This is a genomic window from Actinomycetota bacterium, from assembly GCA_041658565.1.
In the GTDB taxonomy this organism is placed as follows: Bacteria; Actinomycetota; AC-67; order AC-67; family AC-67; genus JBAZZY01.
On record JBAZZY010000005.1, the window covers coordinates 20,923 to 37,200 of the forward strand.

At 66.0% G+C, this 16,278-nt stretch carries 16 protein-coding genes; 7 read left to right on the plus strand and 9 right to left on the minus strand.

Annotation, left to right across the window (positions count from 1 at the left end; all coding sequences use genetic code 11):
• Positions 1-46 precede the first annotated feature (46 nt).
• Positions 47-1,783, plus strand: a complete 1,737-nt coding sequence (locus tag WDA27_04660; GenBank protein ID MFA5890235.1) for an ABC transporter ATP-binding protein — start codon at positions 47-49, stop codon at positions 1,781-1,783.
• Complete coding sequence (locus WDA27_04665; protein MFA5890236.1) at positions 1,780-3,594, plus strand: ABC transporter ATP-binding protein; 1,815 nt, start codon at positions 1,780-1,782, stop codon at positions 3,592-3,594. Before WDA27_04660 ends, WDA27_04665 begins: the two co-directional genes overlap by 4 nt.
• Positions 3,595-3,598: 4 nt before the next feature.
• On the opposite strand, the gene WDA27_04670 is transcribed toward WDA27_04665, so the two are convergent.
• The 3 genes from WDA27_04670 to WDA27_04680 all read right to left on the minus strand — a co-directional run bounded on the left by WDA27_04670 (position 3,599) and on the right by WDA27_04680 (position 6,840).
• Positions 3,599-4,441, minus strand: coding sequence for a hypothetical protein (locus WDA27_04670; GenBank protein MFA5890237.1), 843 nt, complete (start codon positions 4,439-4,441; stop codon positions 3,599-3,601).
• Between the two features lie 87 nt (positions 4,442-4,528).
• Positions 4,529-5,674, minus strand: a complete 1,146-nt coding sequence (locus tag WDA27_04675; protein MFA5890238.1) for an acyl-CoA dehydrogenase family protein — start codon at positions 5,672-5,674, stop codon at positions 4,529-4,531.
• A 2-nt stretch (positions 5,675-5,676) separates the two neighbouring features.
• Entirely contained in the window at positions 5,677-6,840 is a 1,164-nt protein-coding gene (locus tag WDA27_04680; GenBank protein MFA5890239.1) for an acyl-CoA dehydrogenase family protein, read from the minus strand.
• A 253-nt stretch (positions 6,841-7,093) separates the two neighbouring features.
• On the opposite strand from WDA27_04680, the gene WDA27_04685 reads away from it, so the two are divergent.
• The gene (locus WDA27_04685; GenBank protein ID MFA5890240.1) at positions 7,094-7,564 is read left to right on the plus strand and encodes a hypothetical protein; all 471 of its coding nucleotides are present in this window, start codon (positions 7,094-7,096) and stop codon (positions 7,562-7,564) included.
• Here the strand turns inward: WDA27_04685 and WDA27_04690 are convergent.
• Positions 7,501-8,766 carry a GAF domain-containing sensor histidine kinase gene (locus WDA27_04690; protein ID MFA5890241.1) on the minus strand — a complete coding sequence of 422 codons (1,266 nt, stop codon included), beginning with the start codon at positions 8,764-8,766 and terminating at the stop codon, positions 7,501-7,503. The two genes, WDA27_04685 and WDA27_04690, sit on opposite strands and share 64 nt — an antisense overlap.
• A gap of 72 nt (positions 8,767-8,838) precedes the next feature.
• Between WDA27_04690 and WDA27_04695 the strand changes: the two genes are divergently transcribed.
• Complete coding sequence (locus tag WDA27_04695) at positions 8,839-9,495, plus strand: response regulator transcription factor (protein MFA5890242.1); 657 nt, start codon at positions 8,839-8,841, stop codon at positions 9,493-9,495.
• 66 nt (positions 9,496-9,561) lie between these two features.
• Here the strand turns inward: WDA27_04695 and WDA27_04700 are convergent, their stop codons facing one another.
• The 5 genes from WDA27_04700 to WDA27_04720 all read right to left on the minus strand — a co-directional run bounded on the left by WDA27_04700 (position 9,562) and on the right by WDA27_04720 (position 13,581).
• Positions 9,562-9,780 (minus strand): DUF4244 domain-containing protein, encoded by a 219-nt coding sequence (locus WDA27_04700; GenBank protein MFA5890243.1) that lies wholly within the window; start codon positions 9,778-9,780, stop codon positions 9,562-9,564.
• A gap of 78 nt (positions 9,781-9,858) precedes the next feature.
• On the minus strand, positions 9,859-10,596 hold the full coding sequence (locus WDA27_04705; GenBank protein ID MFA5890244.1) for a type II secretion system F family protein: 738 nt from the start codon (positions 10,594-10,596) through the stop codon (positions 9,859-9,861).
• Between the two features lie 35 nt (positions 10,597-10,631).
• Positions 10,632-11,441, minus strand: a complete 810-nt coding sequence (locus tag WDA27_04710; protein ID MFA5890245.1) for a type II secretion system F family protein — start codon at positions 11,439-11,441, stop codon at positions 10,632-10,634.
• Positions 11,426-12,583 (minus strand): TadA family conjugal transfer-associated ATPase, encoded by a 1,158-nt coding sequence (locus tag WDA27_04715; protein MFA5890246.1) that lies wholly within the window; start codon positions 12,581-12,583, stop codon positions 11,426-11,428. Before WDA27_04715 ends, WDA27_04710 begins: the two co-directional genes overlap by 16 nt.
• Positions 12,580-13,581, minus strand: coding sequence for a hypothetical protein (locus WDA27_04720; GenBank protein ID MFA5890247.1), 1,002 nt, complete (start codon positions 13,579-13,581; stop codon positions 12,580-12,582). The genes WDA27_04715 and WDA27_04720 overlap by 4 nt, the downstream gene beginning before the upstream one ends.
• A 127-nt stretch (positions 13,582-13,708) precedes the next feature.
• On the opposite strand from WDA27_04720, the gene WDA27_04725 reads away from it, so the two are divergent.
• The 3 genes from WDA27_04725 (at position 13,709) to WDA27_04735 (ending at position 16,048) form a co-directional block, all read left to right on the plus strand.
• On the plus strand, positions 13,709-14,263 hold the full coding sequence (locus WDA27_04725) for a hypothetical protein (protein ID MFA5890248.1): 555 nt from the start codon (positions 13,709-13,711) through the stop codon (positions 14,261-14,263).
• An 89-nt stretch (positions 14,264-14,352) separates the two neighbouring features.
• Entirely contained in the window at positions 14,353-15,009 is a 657-nt protein-coding gene (locus WDA27_04730; protein MFA5890249.1) for a TetR/AcrR family transcriptional regulator, read from the plus strand.
• Positions 15,010-15,250: 241 nt separating this feature from the next.
• Complete coding sequence (locus WDA27_04735) at positions 15,251-16,048, plus strand: HAD-IB family hydrolase (protein MFA5890250.1); 798 nt, start codon at positions 15,251-15,253, stop codon at positions 16,046-16,048.
• Positions 16,049-16,278: the final 230 nt, after the last annotated feature.

A 16,278-nucleotide genomic window follows, 5' to 3' on the forward strand; every position in this document is an offset into this window, starting at 1 on the left:
CACATCCCTCGTCGCTCCGCCCCGACCCCGACGGGGGGTAAGCCCCTTGAGATCCGACAACGCACTGCTCCGATGCCGCGACTTCGCGCGCCCGCACGCGCGCGGCTTGGCGTTCTCTCTTTTGGTTGGGTTCGGGATGATGGGCGCGGGACTCGCGATTCCGCCGATCGTCGGTGCCGTAATCGATGCGCTGCGCGCCGGCGAACGTCGCACCGTCGTGGTGCTCGGACTTGCGGTCGTCGGCGTCGGCCTCGCCGAGGCCGGCCTCGCCTACGTCCGCCGGACCACGGCCGCGCGCGCCTCAATCGGCATGGAACGCGACATGCGGGACGCGATCTACGCGCGCCTGCAACGCTTGCCGGTGTCGTTCCACGACGGGTGGCAGTCGGGTCAGTTGCTCTCGCGGGCCATGGGCGACCTGTCGACCATCCGACGGTTCATAGGCTTCGGTCTGGTGTTCTTGGTCATCAACGTGGTTCAGTTCGGAGCCGCGCTTTACTTGATGATTCGACTGAACGCACCCCTGGCGGTGTTCACGGCAGCAATCGCGATCCCCGTCGTGCTCTTCACGCGCCGTTTCGACCTGCGCTACCACGACATATCTCGGAAGGTGCAGGACAACGAAGGCGATCTGACGACGATCATCGAGGAGAGCACGACGGGCATCCGGATCATCAAGGCATTCGGACGCGCCGCGTTCGTCACGCATCGATTCGGCAAGCAGACAGACGTGGTCCACGACTCGAGCATGGAAGCCGTCCGGCTGACTGCATCGTTTTGGACGCTGCTGCACTTGCTGCCCAACCTCAACTTGATGGCGGTCCTGGGATTCGGCGGATGGGCCGTGTCGACCGGACGCATGTCGGTCGGCGGACTCGCCGCGTTCGTCGGCTATCTCAATCAACTCACCTGGCCGATTCGAAGCGTCGGGTGGATTCTTGCCGGCGCCGAGCAGGCCAGAACTGCGGCCGAGCGCGTCTTCGAAGTCCTGGACACGCAACCGTCTGTCTCCGAACGCCCTCGCGCCGTCAAGATCGACGCGGCAGCGGGACACATCCGGTTCGAGAACGTCGCGTTCGCGTACCCGGGCTCGCTGGCGCGCGTGCTCGACGGGCTGGATCTGGAGGTTCGTCCCGGCGAAACGCTGGCGATCGTCGGGTTGACCGGATGCGGGAAGACAACGGTCGCATCGCTGGTGCCTCGGTTACACGACGTGTCGGGAGGCCGGGTCTTGCTGGACGGAACCGATGTACGCGACGCAACGCTTCACTCTCTCCGCGGCCAGATCGGGATGGCGTTCGAGGAGCCGATCCTGTTCTCGATGAGCGCGCGCGAGAACCTGTTGCTCGGACGCGCGCGCGCCACCGACGACGATATCCGGCGCGCGCTCGAGACCGCCGACGCCACCTTCGTCTACGACCTTCCGTGGGGACTGGACACCCGCATCGGCGAGCAAGGCCACTCACTGTCGGGCGGACAACGGCAGCGACTCGCGCTGGCGCGGGCCATCATCGGCAACCCACGCGTGTTGGTGCTCGACGATCCACTGTCGGCCGTCGACGTGCACACCGAAGCGCAGATTGAAGCGGCACTGGCGCGCGTGCTCTCAGGGACGACGGCGCTGCTATCGGCGCACCGCCCCTCCACCCTCGCGCTCGCCGACCGCGTCGCCCTGCTGGACGGCGGGACCATCGTCGCAACCGGAACGCACACCGAACTGCTGGAGAGCGTTCCGCTGTACCGCGACGTCCTGTCCCACGACGCCCGGGAGGATGCGCGATGAACGCAACCGACTCCTGGAGGGGCGTAGCCGCCGAAGATACCGACGCGCTCGAGGGAAAGACCGCATCTCTCTTGCAGCGGCGCAGCAGGCATCTGCTCGGCTCGCTGCTGCGCCCGTACCGGAGCCGCATCCGGCTGGGGACGGGCTTGATCGTGCTGAACACCGCCGCAGACTTGACCGTTCCCTTCCTCGTGGGTGCAGGAATCGACGCCGCGATCCGACCGTCCGACCGCCACCCCTCTCCCACCCTGCTCGCGGTTCTCGCCGGCCTCGCTGCGGCGGTCCTCGTGGAGTCCATCACGAGCTGGGTCTTCTTGCGGGTGATGGGGCGCACGACCCAGGACGTCCTACGCGATCTGCGCCGGCGCGTGTTCACGCACTTCCAGCGCCTGAGCCTGTCCTTCTACGAGCGCTACACGTCGGGACGGGTGATCGCGCGCCTAACGTCGGACATCGACTCAATTACCGATCTGCTTTCCACCGGGATCGCCGACCTCGTCTCCAACATGCTGAGCATTGCGGGGATCTCAGTCGCGCTCGTCCTGCTCGACCGTCCGTTGGCCGCAGCAACACTTGCGGTCTTTCCGGCAGTGATACTGCTGAGTCGCTGGTTCCGTGATCGCTCGCGGGTGGTGTACCGCACGACGCGGCGCACGGTCGCACTGGTCATCGTGCACTTTGTGGAATCACTCGGCGGCATCCGCGCGGTCCAGGCCTTCCGCCGCGAAGCGCGCAACGAAGAGATCATGGCCGACGTCAACGCTCGCTACTGTGACGCGAACGTCGAGTCGATCCGCCTGCTTTCAATCCTGGCACCGGGACTGCACTTGTTCGGCCGCCTAGCCACGGCCGTTGTTCTTATCTACGGAGGGACGCGAGTCCTCGACGGAGATCTCCAGATCGGAGTGCTCGTTTCCTTCGTTCTGTACGTGGGGCGGTTCTTCGAACCGCTGCAAGAACTGAGCCAGGTCTACAACCTTCTGCAGGCGTCCTCGGCGGCGCTGCAGAATCTGTCCGGGATTCTGGAGGAGACTCCGGGTATTCCCGAACCGTCCGATCCCGTCGTTCCCCTTGCGGTCACCGGAGCCGTGCGCCTGGACAACGTCACGTTTGCGTACCGGAACGACCCGGTGTTGCACCAGGTATCGCTGCACGTACCGGCAGGACAAGTCGTCGCCCTGGTCGGCAGGACCGGCGCCGGCAAGACCACCGTAGCTCGACTGGTTTCGCGCTTCTGGGATCCCACCACGGGAGCGGTTCTGCTCGACGACATCGACCTTCGGCAGATCCCTGACGCCGTACTGCGGCGACATGTCGCGATGGTCACCCAGGAGTCCTTCCTGTTCTCCGGCACCGTCGCCGATAACATCGCGCTGGGACGCCCCGAGGCCTCGCGCGACGAGGTGGTGGCGGCTGCCGAGGCGATCGGCGCGCGCCGCTTCATCGAGTCCCTCCCACAGGGCTTCGACACCGACGTGCGCAAGCGGGGTGGGCGGCTGTCCTCAGGCCAGCGTCAACTCGTCAGTTTCGCGCGCGCATTCCTGGCCGACCCCAGGGTCCTGATCCTGGACGAGGCGACATCGTCGCTGGACATACCGTCGGAGCGGTTGGTGCAGCGCGCACTGAAGACGCTGCTTGCCGGCCGGACGGCGATCATCATCGCCCACCGCCTGTCGACGGTGGACATTGCCGACCGCGTGCTCGTCGTGGACGACGGACACATTGTCGAAGACGGAAGTCCTGCGGACCTGCGCGCGTCCGGCGGTCACTACGCCGCCCTTCACGCCGCCTGGCGCGACAGCCTCGTGTGAGAACTCAGATCGACGGTGCCCCGCGCAGAACCTCCAGGGGGGACACAAGCAGGCGATCCCCCAGCAGCAACTGCCCCACGACGACATACGGGCCCACTCCCATCCACGGGTCGTAGAACAGGCTGCGATAACCGGCTGTAACCCCCGCGAACTCCAGGTGGACGCCTGCGACACCCCCCTCAGCGGTCGTCGTGGACTCGACCGTTCCCGTCTCCTCGTGCTCGTCGCTATAGGTGGCGACGAACTCGGGGTCCCACGCGAAGTACCCGCGCGGATTCCCGTCGGAGTCACGGAAACCGACCCCGTTTTGCGCCGGCTCAATCGTCGCATCCTCGACAATCAGATTCAGGTCGAAGTCCAGCGTGCTCTCGGTTGACTGCCACGGCCAGTCCTCGACACTGAGGTCGAACTTCGAGCCGTTGTCCGCGGTGTTGAAGTGAAATACGAACCGAACCCGGGCCTGGCCCACGGCGCCACGGTCGCCCCCCTGGGCGCCTTCGCCGGGCGCGCGCACATCAGCCGTCACGCCGAACGCAATGACGATTTCGTCGCCCTCCTGGGTCACCGTGCATTCCGAGGCGTCCTGCGGATAAGCCCGCTCGAGATTCATCAACCCGAGAACCTGATCGCCCGCGCGCTCGGTCAGCGCGACCGTCTTCACGTCGAAGGACGAGCCCTCGGCGGAAACATTCTCCACCTTGATGTGACCCTTGAATCCCTGGAACCAGATCCGCACCTGCTCATTCTCGAACGCCGTGTTCGGGCCGCAGCCCGAAGACGGCACACCGGCCGCCGGGGCAGCCACAACGGCAACTGCGAGGATTAGAGTCGAGATGATTCGCCGCATGCCGGACCTCCACCGAAAGTGCTCATCCGCTAGTTGATTTGACGGCGGATCGCGAGTTCCTGCCGGGAAGAAGACACGTCCTTGCGCCTACAGGCCGTAGGTCTTGGCGATGATCTCCTTCATGATCTCGGTCGTGCCGCCGCCGATCGGACCGAGCCGGGAATCGCGCCACGCGCGCTGCGCGGGGAACTCCATCATGTAGCCGTATCCGCCGTGGACCTGCAGCACTTCGTCGGAAACCTTCCAGTCGAGCTCGGTCGCCAGCCATTTCGCCATCGAAACCTCACGTGTTGCGTCCTCGCCCGCGACGAACTTGCGCAACGCGTGATAGGTGAGGGCCTTTGCCGCGGTGATCTCGGTGGCCAGATCCGCAAACCGATGCTTCCAGACCTGGAACTTCGCAAGCGGACGCTTAAAGACCACGCGCTCGCGCGCGTAGGAGATCCCCATCTCGAGAATCTTCTCGGCGGATGCGACGGCGCCCAGCGCCATGATCAAACGCTCCCACTGGAAGTTCTGCATGATGTAGACGAAGCCCTTGTCTTGCTCGCCGAGCAAATTCTCGGCGGGGACACGGCACTCGTCGAAGAACAACTCGGCGGTGTGACTCGTCCGCCACCCGACCGTTTCGATCCGCCGCGAGGAAAAGCCCGGCGTGTCCTTCTCCACGACGATGAGCGAGATCCCGCCGTAGCCCTCTGCGCCGGTGCGTACGGCCACCACCACGTAGTCGGCTTTGGAGCCGTTGGTGATGAAGATCTTTTGGCCGTTCAGCACGTACGAGTCGCCGTCGCGCACCGCGCGCGTGCGAAGTCCGGCCACGTCGGAGCCGGCGTCGGGCTCCGTCACCGCGAAGGCGCCGATAGCGCGCCCGGCAATCGAGGGAACTAGCCAGCGCTTACGCTGCTCCTCGTCGCCGAACTTGTAGACGTACAGCGAACCCAGATCCTTGTGGCCGCCGATTCCCGCAGCAACACCGCCGGAGCCGCATAGAGCGATCTCTTCCGTCAGGACGGCGTCGGCCAGGTAGTCCGGACCCGACCCACCGTAGGCCTCTTCGTACTTCAGACCGAGCAGACCAAGCTCACCCATCCGCTCGTACAGCGAGCGGGGGAAGTCCCCGGCTTCTTCCCATGCCTCGACGTTGGGAGCGATCTCGCGCTGAATGAAGTCGCGCGCGGACACCCGAAACGCGTCGTGCTCTTCAGTGAATAACTCGAACCGTGGCTCCATGGCTACAGACCCATCGTCTTGGCGATGACTTCACGCATGACTTCGTCGGCGCCGCCACCGATGCGGATGAGGCGAGCATCGCGCCACGCGCGTTGCACCGGCAGCTCCATCGAGTACCCCATCCCGCCGAAGATCTGCATGGCGTGATTGGCGACACGATTAACCACAAGGCCGCCGTAGAGCTTGGCCATCGAGATCTCCTTTACCGGGTACTCGCCCTTGCCGAACCTCCAGGCCGCGTCGTAGACGAGCGCGCGCGCAGCCTCGATCTCGGTCGCCATCTCGGCGAGCCGATGTGAGATCGCCTGGAACTTGCCGATCGGCTTTCCGAACGCCTTGCGCTCCTTCGCGTAGGCGATGCAGCGCTCCAGCAGCAACTGCGACCCCGCGATGCTGCCGGCCGTCCCGACGAGACGCTCACCCTGCAGCTCCCACATGATCTGCTTGAATCCCTCGCCCTCAACACCGAGCAGAGCCTCGGCTGGGAGGCGCACGTCTTCGATAGAGATCTCGGCGGTATCCGATGAGAGCATCCCGACTTTGTGCAGCCGCTTGGACACTTTCCATCCGGGCGTGTCGGTCGGGACGATGAACAAGCTGAAGCCGCCGTAACCGGCTTCCTTGTTGGTACGCGCGACCAGCGTGCAGAAATGCGCGCGGCATCCATTTGTGATGAAGATCTTGCTGCCGTTGATCACCCAGTCGGTTCCGTCACGCACTGCGGTCGTCTTGATGTTGGCGACATCGCTGCCCGCCTCGGGCTCGGTGATGCCCAGACACGCGATCTTAGTGCCGCGAATCGCAGGCACCAGGTACTCCTGCTTCTGCGCCTCGGTCCCAAACTCCAAGACCGGAGGCGTCGCCATGTCGGTTTGCACGGCGACGGCCATTCCGACACCACCGGAGCCGCAGCGCGCGATCTCTTCCTTCAGCACGAGGGTGGAGATGTAGTCCCCACCTTGACCGCCGTACTTCTCAGGGAATGCCAGACCCAGGTAGCCCTGCTCCCCGAGCTTGGTGAACACCCAGTCCGGGAAGTCCCCCGCTGCCTCCCACTCCTCGGCGTACGGCGCCAGCTCACGCTCGACGAACGCGCGAACGCTAACCCGCAACGCGTCGTGCTCGGGGCTGAAGATCGAACTGCGAATCGCACCCGTCGTAGACATGGCGCGCATGATACCCGCACACCCCGTGCGCACCGCCAACTCACCCTGCATCGGCCTCGCGCATGTGCACTAAGGAATCTGCACTACCCAATGGTGGTGCCGAGAGGTCTTTTCGCGACGACCGCTCGGGAGTGTGCTTTGGAGGCGATCGGAGATGTGGGAGCCCTCCGGCCGACCCCGCATCAACAACAACCACGCGGGGACGATCTACGCGTTCCCGCGATGGTGCTGGAGCACAAGGAGCAGATACCGAATGGCGACCGTCCTGATCGTGGAAGACGAGCCCGACCTCGCCGTCTACGAAGCGAAACTGCTGGAGGACGCGGGCCACTGTGTGGTCATGTGCGGCGGGTCACGCACGCCCAAGGGCGGCTGCGACCTCATCCGCTGCGGCGTGTGCGCCGTCCCAGAGACGGTCGACGTCATCCTGTTCTCGTGCCGGCTGTTCGCCCCGCTGGAAGGCCAGACCTCTGAGGGCGCGCGCATGATTCGCGCCTATCGCTCCCACCCGCGCTACAGCCACATCCCATTGCTCGTGGTCTTCGTGACCGGGTCCACGCATTTGCCGGGGACGGGCCCGATCGAACTGATCGGCAAGTTCAACAGTCCGACGTCGGTGTTGGACTCGGTTTCACGCCTGCTGCAGACCGACCGGCGCGATCACTCGGGCCGCGGACCGCTCGCCGGAACCGAGAAAGAAAAGGTCGAACCGCGGCGCGGCTGACTCTCCACCCAGATCGTCCCCCCGTGCGCCTCGACGATTTGGCGGCTGATGTACAGACCCAGCCCCGTGCCCTTGACGTGCTCCATCCCCGGCTTGCGAACGCGCGCGAAGCGCTGGAACAAACGCGGACGGTCCTCAGGCGCGATTCCGATTCCATGGTCCTCGATGCTTACTACAAGAGTGTCGGCCTCAGCGCGCGCCGACACCGTCACGCTCGTGCCGTCGGACGAGTACCGGATCGCATTGCTCAGCAGGTTGTAGACGACCTGCTTCATCCGGTCGCGATCCCCGCGGATCGGCGGAAGGTCGCCGGGCACCTCCGAGATCAGCATCCGTTCGGGCGCGACGCTGCGCATCTCCTCGATGGACTCCTCAAGCAAGGCGCGGGGATCGTAGGGATAGAAGGCGTAGGTGAACTCCCCTGCTTCCATACGTGCGACGTCCATGACGTCCTCGACAAGAGTCGAGAGCCGGTCGGCTTCGTCGACGATGACTTCGGTGAACCGCCTGTGCTCCTTCACCGAGAACCTCTCGGGCCGGTCGCGCAGAAGAATCGCGTACCCACGCATGGTCGCAATCGGGTTGCGAAGCTCGTGAGAGACCATCGCCACGAAGTCCGCGCGCATGCGGTCGAGTTCGCGCAGTCGCTCAACCGTCTCGTGGTCACGAGAGAACATCGCCGCGTTGTCGATTGAAACCGCGGCGAGCGCCGCAAAGCTGACGGCCATCGCCTCGTCCTCGTCGGAAAACTCGTCCGCGCCGATCTTTTCCGAGAGGTAGAGGTCCCCGAGCACCTGGCCTCGGTGTCGGATCGGGACCCCGAGAAACGACCGCATGTGAGGATGATCCGGCGGGAACCCCGATGCACGCGGATCCTCCCCAAGGTCCTGCGAGCGCACCGGTTTGCCGCCGCGAAGCACCACACCGAGGATGCCCTTGCCGACGGGAGGATGACCAATGCGCTCAGCGGTCTCAGTCGTCAGGCCGTCATGCACGAATCGGACGATCCGGCCCTCCTGCCAAACGCTGAGCGCCCCGTACTTCGCGCCTATGAGCGCGCGCGCAACATCTACGATCCGTTGCAGCAGGGCGTCCAACTCCAACTCGGAAGCCAGAGCGACGGCCGCGCTGGTGAAAGCCGCCAACCGGCCCTGTTCGTCGTTTCCGCTACGTTGTTGGTCCGAGTCGGTGGCGTTTTCCACGCCGGCCTCCTTGCATTGCCAGCCCGGTCCATCCAGTCTATCGGAGAAGCAGGAACCCCAGAGGTCGAGGTCATGACAGACACAACTTCACAAAAACGGATCAAAGTTCTCATCGTAGACGACCACAAAGTCTTCGCCGAAGGCCTGATGAAGGCACTCGAGGATCAGCCGGGAATCGAGGTGGTCGGGATGGCCCACTCCGTCGAAGCTGCGCTCGCCGGCGCGCGCCGAGGCAAGCCCGACGTCGTCCTTATGGACTTCGACCTGCCCGACGGCAACGGCGCCGAAGCGACGACCCAGATCAAGCAAGACCTGCCGGCCACCAAGGTTGTCATGCTCACCTCGTTCACCGACGAGAAGGTGTTGGTCGCGGCAATCGAAGCGGGATGCTCGGGGTACGTCACCAAGCACAAGGCCACCGAGGAAGTGCTCGCGGCGGTGCGCGCGGCTCACGCGGGCGAGGCGCTGATCTCGCCGTCGATGCTTGCGCGCGTGCTCCCGCGCTTGCACCGCAGCTACCGCGGCCTCGGATCGGACCTGACACCCCGCGAGCGCGAGATCCTGACCCTGCTCGCCGACGGGCTCGCCACCGGAGCGATCGCCGAAGCGCTGGTGATCAGCCCCCACACGGTCCGCAACCACACTCAGAGCATCTTGATCAAGCTGCAGGCGCACTCGAAGCTGGAAGCGGTGGCGACGGCCGTTCGCGAAGGCATCGTCGATCGCTAGGGCGGCCCGCGGGGCCGGAACCGGCTATTGCCGGTCCCGGCCGTCGTTCGGGCACTGGCCTGCGAATCAGGCAAACATCAGAGTGACCTTGTCCATGATCGACTGAAAGAAGCCCTCAACGGCTCCTCCCTTGGCCCAGTTCAGCATGAGCAACGCGATGCTGGCCGCCACCAGAATGACGAGCGTGTACTCCGTCGTGGACTGACCGGCCTGCCCCGCGATGCGCGCGCGCGCCGCAAGCCTCCGCAACCCGGCGCAGACCTTCTCGAACAACAAACGACCCATCTTCGATTCCCTCCTCTCCCTCGCTTTGACCCGTCCCTCGGACGCCGCGCGCCCGATCCCGGCAGGGCTTCTCCCCGCTCAGGCTCCCCCCAGAGTGCGAATCGCCGACACTGCGATCGGCGCAACCGTCAACAGCACGAACGCGGGAAGGAAGCAGAACACAAGGGGAAAGACCATCTTCAGGGGCGCGGTTTGCGCCTCGGTCTCGGCTGCAGCCCGGGCGCGCGCCCGCAGTTCCGCGGCCTGAGAGAGCAGCGCACTCGACACCGAGGTACCGAATCGCTCCGCGCGGGCCAGCGACGCCATCACGCTGTGGATCTCATCGCCGCCGGCGTGCTCGACCACGTGGCGATAGGCGCGCGCGCGCGGACACCCCACCTCGAGCGCGCGAACACCCTTTGAAAAGGCCTCGCCGAGCGGTCCCGGAGTAGACGGAGCGACGATGCGCAACGCGCGCTCGATGCTCATCCCGGCAAGGACGCACGTCGCGAGGCGATCAAGCGCCGGCGCGAGAGCGCGCCGAACCTCTTGCGCGCGAGCGCGGTCGCTGCGCAAGTGCATCGAACATCCGACGCGCCAGCCCACCCACGCGCCGAGCGGAACCGCTGCGAGCGAACGAGCACCGGAAGCGAAGTTCCCCACGAGAAACGCCGTCGAGACGGCCGTGAGGGCGCAACGGCCGACAAGAACCGCGCGAAGCTCGACGGCACGCGGTTCCGTCGCCTCCGCCCAGCGCCGCACCAACGGTACGCACTGGAGAACGCGACCAAGCTTCGCGAGAACACCCGAACCGTGCGCACGAGGCGCAATCGCCATACGGACGCGCAACCGCTGCGCTCGCGACGTCGGCCTCACCCCTGCCTCACCAAAGCACGCGTCCAGAGAAACCCGACCGCTTCAAGCCCAAGTCCCGCAGCCAGCAGCACCCATCCGATCGGGTCGTGAAGCAGCGTCCGGAGTTGTGCGCGGCCACCGGACCCCGCCGTCACGAAGAAAGCCAACGGCATCGAACCGACCACCATCGCAGACATTCGTGCCTGCGCCGTAGCCGCGCGACGGTCGCGCGCCAGTCGTTCGCGATCAACCAACGACTCGACCGCCGCGTCCAAGATCGCCGGCAGGTTCGCGCCGGCCGCGCGGCCGATTCGCATCGTTTCGGCAGCCGCCGCGGCCTCCGTCGATCCGGCGGTTTCCGCGAACACATCGAGTGCGCGGCCGAGAGGGGCTCCCACTTGCATGTGTCGCACCGCTGCATCAAGCGCGACGTGCAACGGTGCAGGGACCTCGTCGCGCGCGCACTCAATCGCTTGCGCGAGGTTACGCCCTGCGCGCAACGCCGTCGCCGTCGCTCGTAGGGCGTCCGGGAGCTGCCGATCCACGTGTTGCGATCGCGCGCGCCGCAGGCGCGCGCGAGACAGCGGTTCCCAAGCAAGCCCGCCTGCCGTTCCCGCAAGCGCGAGCGACAACCCTCCCGCTGCCGCACCGGCGAGCAATCCGGCCGTCGCTCGGGCCAAGGACACGCGATCCACCGCCACGGCGAGCCGTTCAACAGCACGCAGCCGCACTCCGCCGAGGCTCCGGGCGCGCGCGCCGAGTCGCGCGCGCCCGGAGAACCACGCCAGGATCCCAAGACATACCGCAAGCGTCACCGCGCCGACCACGACGCACCCCCTCGGGTTTGGAACTTCGACTCCAGCGTGAGCGCACCGTCGTGCGCAACCACCTCACACACGGCAGTCAGGCGGCGCGCGCCGTCGGCTACCCGGGAAACGTGAACCACAAGATCAAGCGCAGCTTCCAGTTGCGGTCGCACGGCGGCCTGCGACAGACCTGCCTCACCGAGCGCGGCCATCGCCTCCAGTCGAGGCAGCAAGTCGGTCGGCGAATTCGCGTGCGCGGTGCTCATCGAGCCGTCGTGGCCCGTGTTCATCGCTTGCAACATGTCCAGCACTTCGCCGCCGCGAACCTCGCCGACGATGATTCGGTCCGGACGCATCCGCAGGGCATTGCGCACCAGATCCCGCACGGTCACCCGGCCGCGTCCCTCGACGTTCGCCGGCCGCGTCTCGAGCGCGACTACGTGATCGCGCTGGAGACGAAGCTCTGCCGCGTCTTCAATCGTGATCACCCGTTCGTGGTCGGGGATGTGGGCCGCAAGGGCGCCGAGCAACGTCGTCTTGCCCGCGCCGGCCCCTCCGCACACGATAAGGCTGCGGCGCGCGCGCACTGCTTCGACCAGGAACTCAGCCCACTCGGCCGGCATCGCCCCGCGCGCCACAAGGTCGTCGACGGTGAGCGGGACCGCCGAAAACCGGCGGATCGTGATCGTCGGCCCCCCAACCGCGAGCGGCGGCAAGATTGCATGCACGCGGGATCCGTCCGGCAAGCGCGCGTCCACCCACGGCGAACTCTCGTCGATACGCAGCCCCAGCGGGGCAACGATCCGGTCGATGACGTGACGCACGGCTTCGTCGCCCGAGAGAGTAACCGGCGCGCGCTCGATGCGTCCGTTGCGCTCGACGTATACGCGCGAGCACCCATTCACCATCACTTCGGTCACGGATGGGTCGCGCAGCAACGGCTCCAGCGGACCGAGACCCGTGATCTCGTCCGACAGTTCGCGCACCAGCGTTGCCATCTCAGCGGGCGCAACGGCGACGCGCTCTTCGGACAGGTAACGCGCGACCGCAGCACGCACACGCACGCGGCGTTCCCATCGCGACGGCTCATGCATCATCGCCGGCTCCTCCGCCAGAAGCCGCTCTTGCACGCGCGAGCGCATCGTGACCGCGTCGACGTTCATGCGTGGTCCGTTCGCAAGGCGCGCGCCAGCGTCGTTATCGTGCGTGACGCGCGGGCCCGCGCCGGAGGAAGTGCTCCGAGGTCGGCGGCGCGCGCGACGCCGCCGTCCTGCGGAACAACTCCGAGCATCTCAGCACCGAGCGCCGCCGCGACATCCCGGGTTGCGATTCCCGAGCGTCGCTCGCGCCGCAAGACGAAGAACACCGGACTTGGGAGTCGTTCAGCCAAGGCGCGCGCGCCGCGGACCGAGGCGACGTCGTTGGCGAGCACAACGACTCTCGCGTCCGCCGCGGCCGCGGCCGCGCGCGCCGATTCCGAGGTCACGCCCCCGCAGTCCAACACCGTCACCGGAGACGTCTCGCGACATGCCCGGACCAGCCCGTGCACGGCGGCGACCGGCGGAAGGTCCGCCGACGCACGCGCGTGCAACGCGCGGACGCCGGCAACGTGCGGCTCAAGCGCGCCCTCGACCGACTCGGGCGCGCAATCGTCCAAACCCACAAGATCGTGAAGCGTTCGTACCGGATCGGTCGTCGCGAAGGTCCGCTGTCCCGCCCCCGGGGCGAGATCCACGATTACCGCGGGAGCCCAGGCGCGCGCCAGCGCGGCGGCCAGCATCGTCGCGCCGACTCCGCCGCGCGCGCCACCCACCGCGCACACCCATCCCGACGCCGCGCGACGCACACCGCCCGATGCGGCGCGTACCACCGCTCCGGGCAGCCGAGCCGCCTCCTGCGGCCAGCAGACTATGTCGCGCGCACCGAGCGCCAACGCCGCGCGCGCCGCGCGCAGCGGCTCACCGTCCGCGAGTGCCACCAGGGGCAGTCGCGGCGATCGCAACATCACCAGCCGTTCGCCCCCGGCAACGAGCACGTGCCCGGTTTCGGCGTCGGCCGAAGTCGCCGTCACAAACAAGCCCCGCGCCGCCTCCAGCACCTCGGCGATCTGCTCGCATACCGCAGGATCGTCGTGAGCGACGACGACTCCGATGTCTTCCATCCGCAAGGGCCCTCCACAGGCGGTGACCGACGGGAAGGCGGGGAGGACGGCAGCCTAGGAGCGCGAGAACCCAGCCACAACGCACGATTGCGGGTTCGGGGTGATAATTACCGCCGAGACGAAGGGGGTGGTCGAAACATTCTTCCTTGATTGGGGTCTATCGCTTGCGGCCGGATTGATGTTCGGCTTCGCCGGTCGCCGCGAGATCGCCACTGCCGCATCCGCGTTTTCAACGCGGGCGTTCCGGCTTGGCCTTGCGTACCTGCAGGTCGGGGTTCTCGGGATCGCAGTAACGCTTTACCTCATGCGCCCGGACTGGATGTGGATGTACTGGGTTCCCTCGGCGCAGCTTCCCATCGCCGTGGTCATCCTGTCGTTCGCAATGTACGAACTCGCGTTTCTCGCCGGCTTCTCGGTTGCTCCCGCTCTCGCCGGCCGCGGAATGATGACGCCGGTATTCGTCTTGGTTGCCGGCGCACTGACGGCGGGGCAAGTCGCGTCGCGCGCGCGCCTCGAGCACTTCGGAACTATCTCCGAGTACGCCGCCGGCACAGCAGCACGAGGGTTCACGTCGAACCCCTTCCACGTCGAACCCGAGATCTGGTTCTTCGCAATCGCCGGAACCGCATCGATCCTGGCGCTGGTCGTGCTACTGCGCCGAGTCGCCCGCCGGCCCGCCTGACGGTTTTTCCCGCACTAGACGGTTTAATTGTCGTTATGTCCGTTTCATCGGGCAATGGCAGACCACCAGCGGGCTAGACTTAGGTCATCATGGGGAAGCGGGCGGAGTACTTAGGACCGGAGAAACGACGCCCGTTGGTTCTTGATGCGGCGCGAGAGATCTTCGCCGCGGGCGGGTTTGCCGACGCATCCATGGCAGCCATCGCCGAACACGCCGGAGTCTGCAAGGCCGTGTTGTATGACTGCTTCCCCGGCGGCAAACAAGAGATCTACTACTCCTTACTCGACCGCGAGGAGCAGGTCTTCTCCGAACACGTCACGCGTGCAATCGACGAGACCTTCCACCTCCCTCTCGAGGAATCGCTGCGGGTTGGGCTCACCTCGTTCTTGCGCTATGCCGAGGCGGACCCGCTGGGATTCCGAGTCATCTTCGGCGACGCCGGCACCGCAGACCCCGAGATCGCGCGCCGAACGCGGCAGGTGAAGGACCGCATGGTTGAGCAGTTGGGGGCGCGCGCCCGAACGGTCATCGCCGCAACCGGGGCCCCCGACCCGCCTGCCGCCGGGGTCTTTCCCCGAGCAATCATCGCCGTCGCCGAGGAACTTGCCCGTTGGCTCCTGCGAGACCCGTCCGTGCCGAGCGCCGCCGTGGTCGAACTGACGGCGCGTTGGTTCATGCATGGCTTCGAGCAAGTCGTTCTCCCGCAGGTCTGGGACCGGGCCGACCTCGGTCCGGCGCCCGCCTGAATCACCCATCCGAACCCTGCCCCTCGGTACCCCTTGACGTACGGCCGAGTTCATGGTGACCTAGGGGAAGAATTCAGACATGTTTCGTCGGAGTCCTGCGTAAGTGTGGTCTCGTAGTCCCCCGCCTGCGAGACACCCGGAGCCGCCCCTAGGGCGGCTCCGGTCTTGTCAGAACGGACCATTTAGCGAAGGAGTGCGCATTTGACGTCCACACGAAGCCGTCGCCGCTAGTATTCGCCCAATGCAGGCCGCCTTTTTTGACCTCGACAAGACCGTCATCGCGCGCTCATCGACGCTCGCATTCGGCAAACCGCTGATGAAGGAAGGAATGATCAGCCGCGCGCTGATCATCAAGTCGCTGTACGCGCAGCTCGTCTACCACCTGGTCGGCGCCGACGAGGCCAAGATGGAGAAGATGCGCGTCGCGCTGCTGGAACTGACGCGCGGCTGGGAGAAAGAGAAGATCCAGCAACTCGTGCGCGAGACGATCACCGACATCATCGACCCGCTGATCTACCAAGAGGCGCTGGACCTCATCGCCGAGCACCGCGCGGCCGGCCGCCGCGTGTACATCGTGTCGTCGTCGGCTGAGGAAATCGTGCGCCCATTGGCCGAATACTTGGGTGTTCCGCACTTCATCGCAACACGTCCAAGCATTGACGACGAAGGTCGCTACACCGGTGAGTTGGAGTTCTACTGCTATGGCGAGAACAAGGCCATCGCGATGCGCGAGGCCGCTGAGCGATACGGCATCGATCTCGCCGGGTCGTACGCGTACTCGGATTCAGTCACCGACGAGCCGATGCTCGCTGTCGTCGGGCACCCCAACGTGGTGAACCCGGACAAGGAATTGCGCGCGATCGCGGTTGAACGCGAGTGGCCGATACTTGAATTCGTTCGTCCAATTTCGCTGCGGTCACGAATCGTGGCAAGCGTTTCGAAGCCATCGCCGACAACCGCATTCGCAGCCGCGGCATTTGCTGCCGCGGCGATCGGTTGGCGCGCCATGCGCCGCCGCGGCGGTTCGCACGCTGCATAAACGGCGCGCGCGCGGCAGAGTCGTGCGGCTCGCTCGAAAACATCGCGAAGGACCCTGGATTCCGCGCTTTTTTGGTGCTAGCGTGTTGGATTAGTAAGGGAGGGCGCGGTACCCACGCGCGGTCAGCCGCGGGAGGCGCACTCGAGCCAAGTGTTCGAGAGGCAGAGCGCGATTGATAGCCGCCCCCTCCCTTTTTTCATGCCCGAGTTCGGTGCGTGTCCCCGAATCCG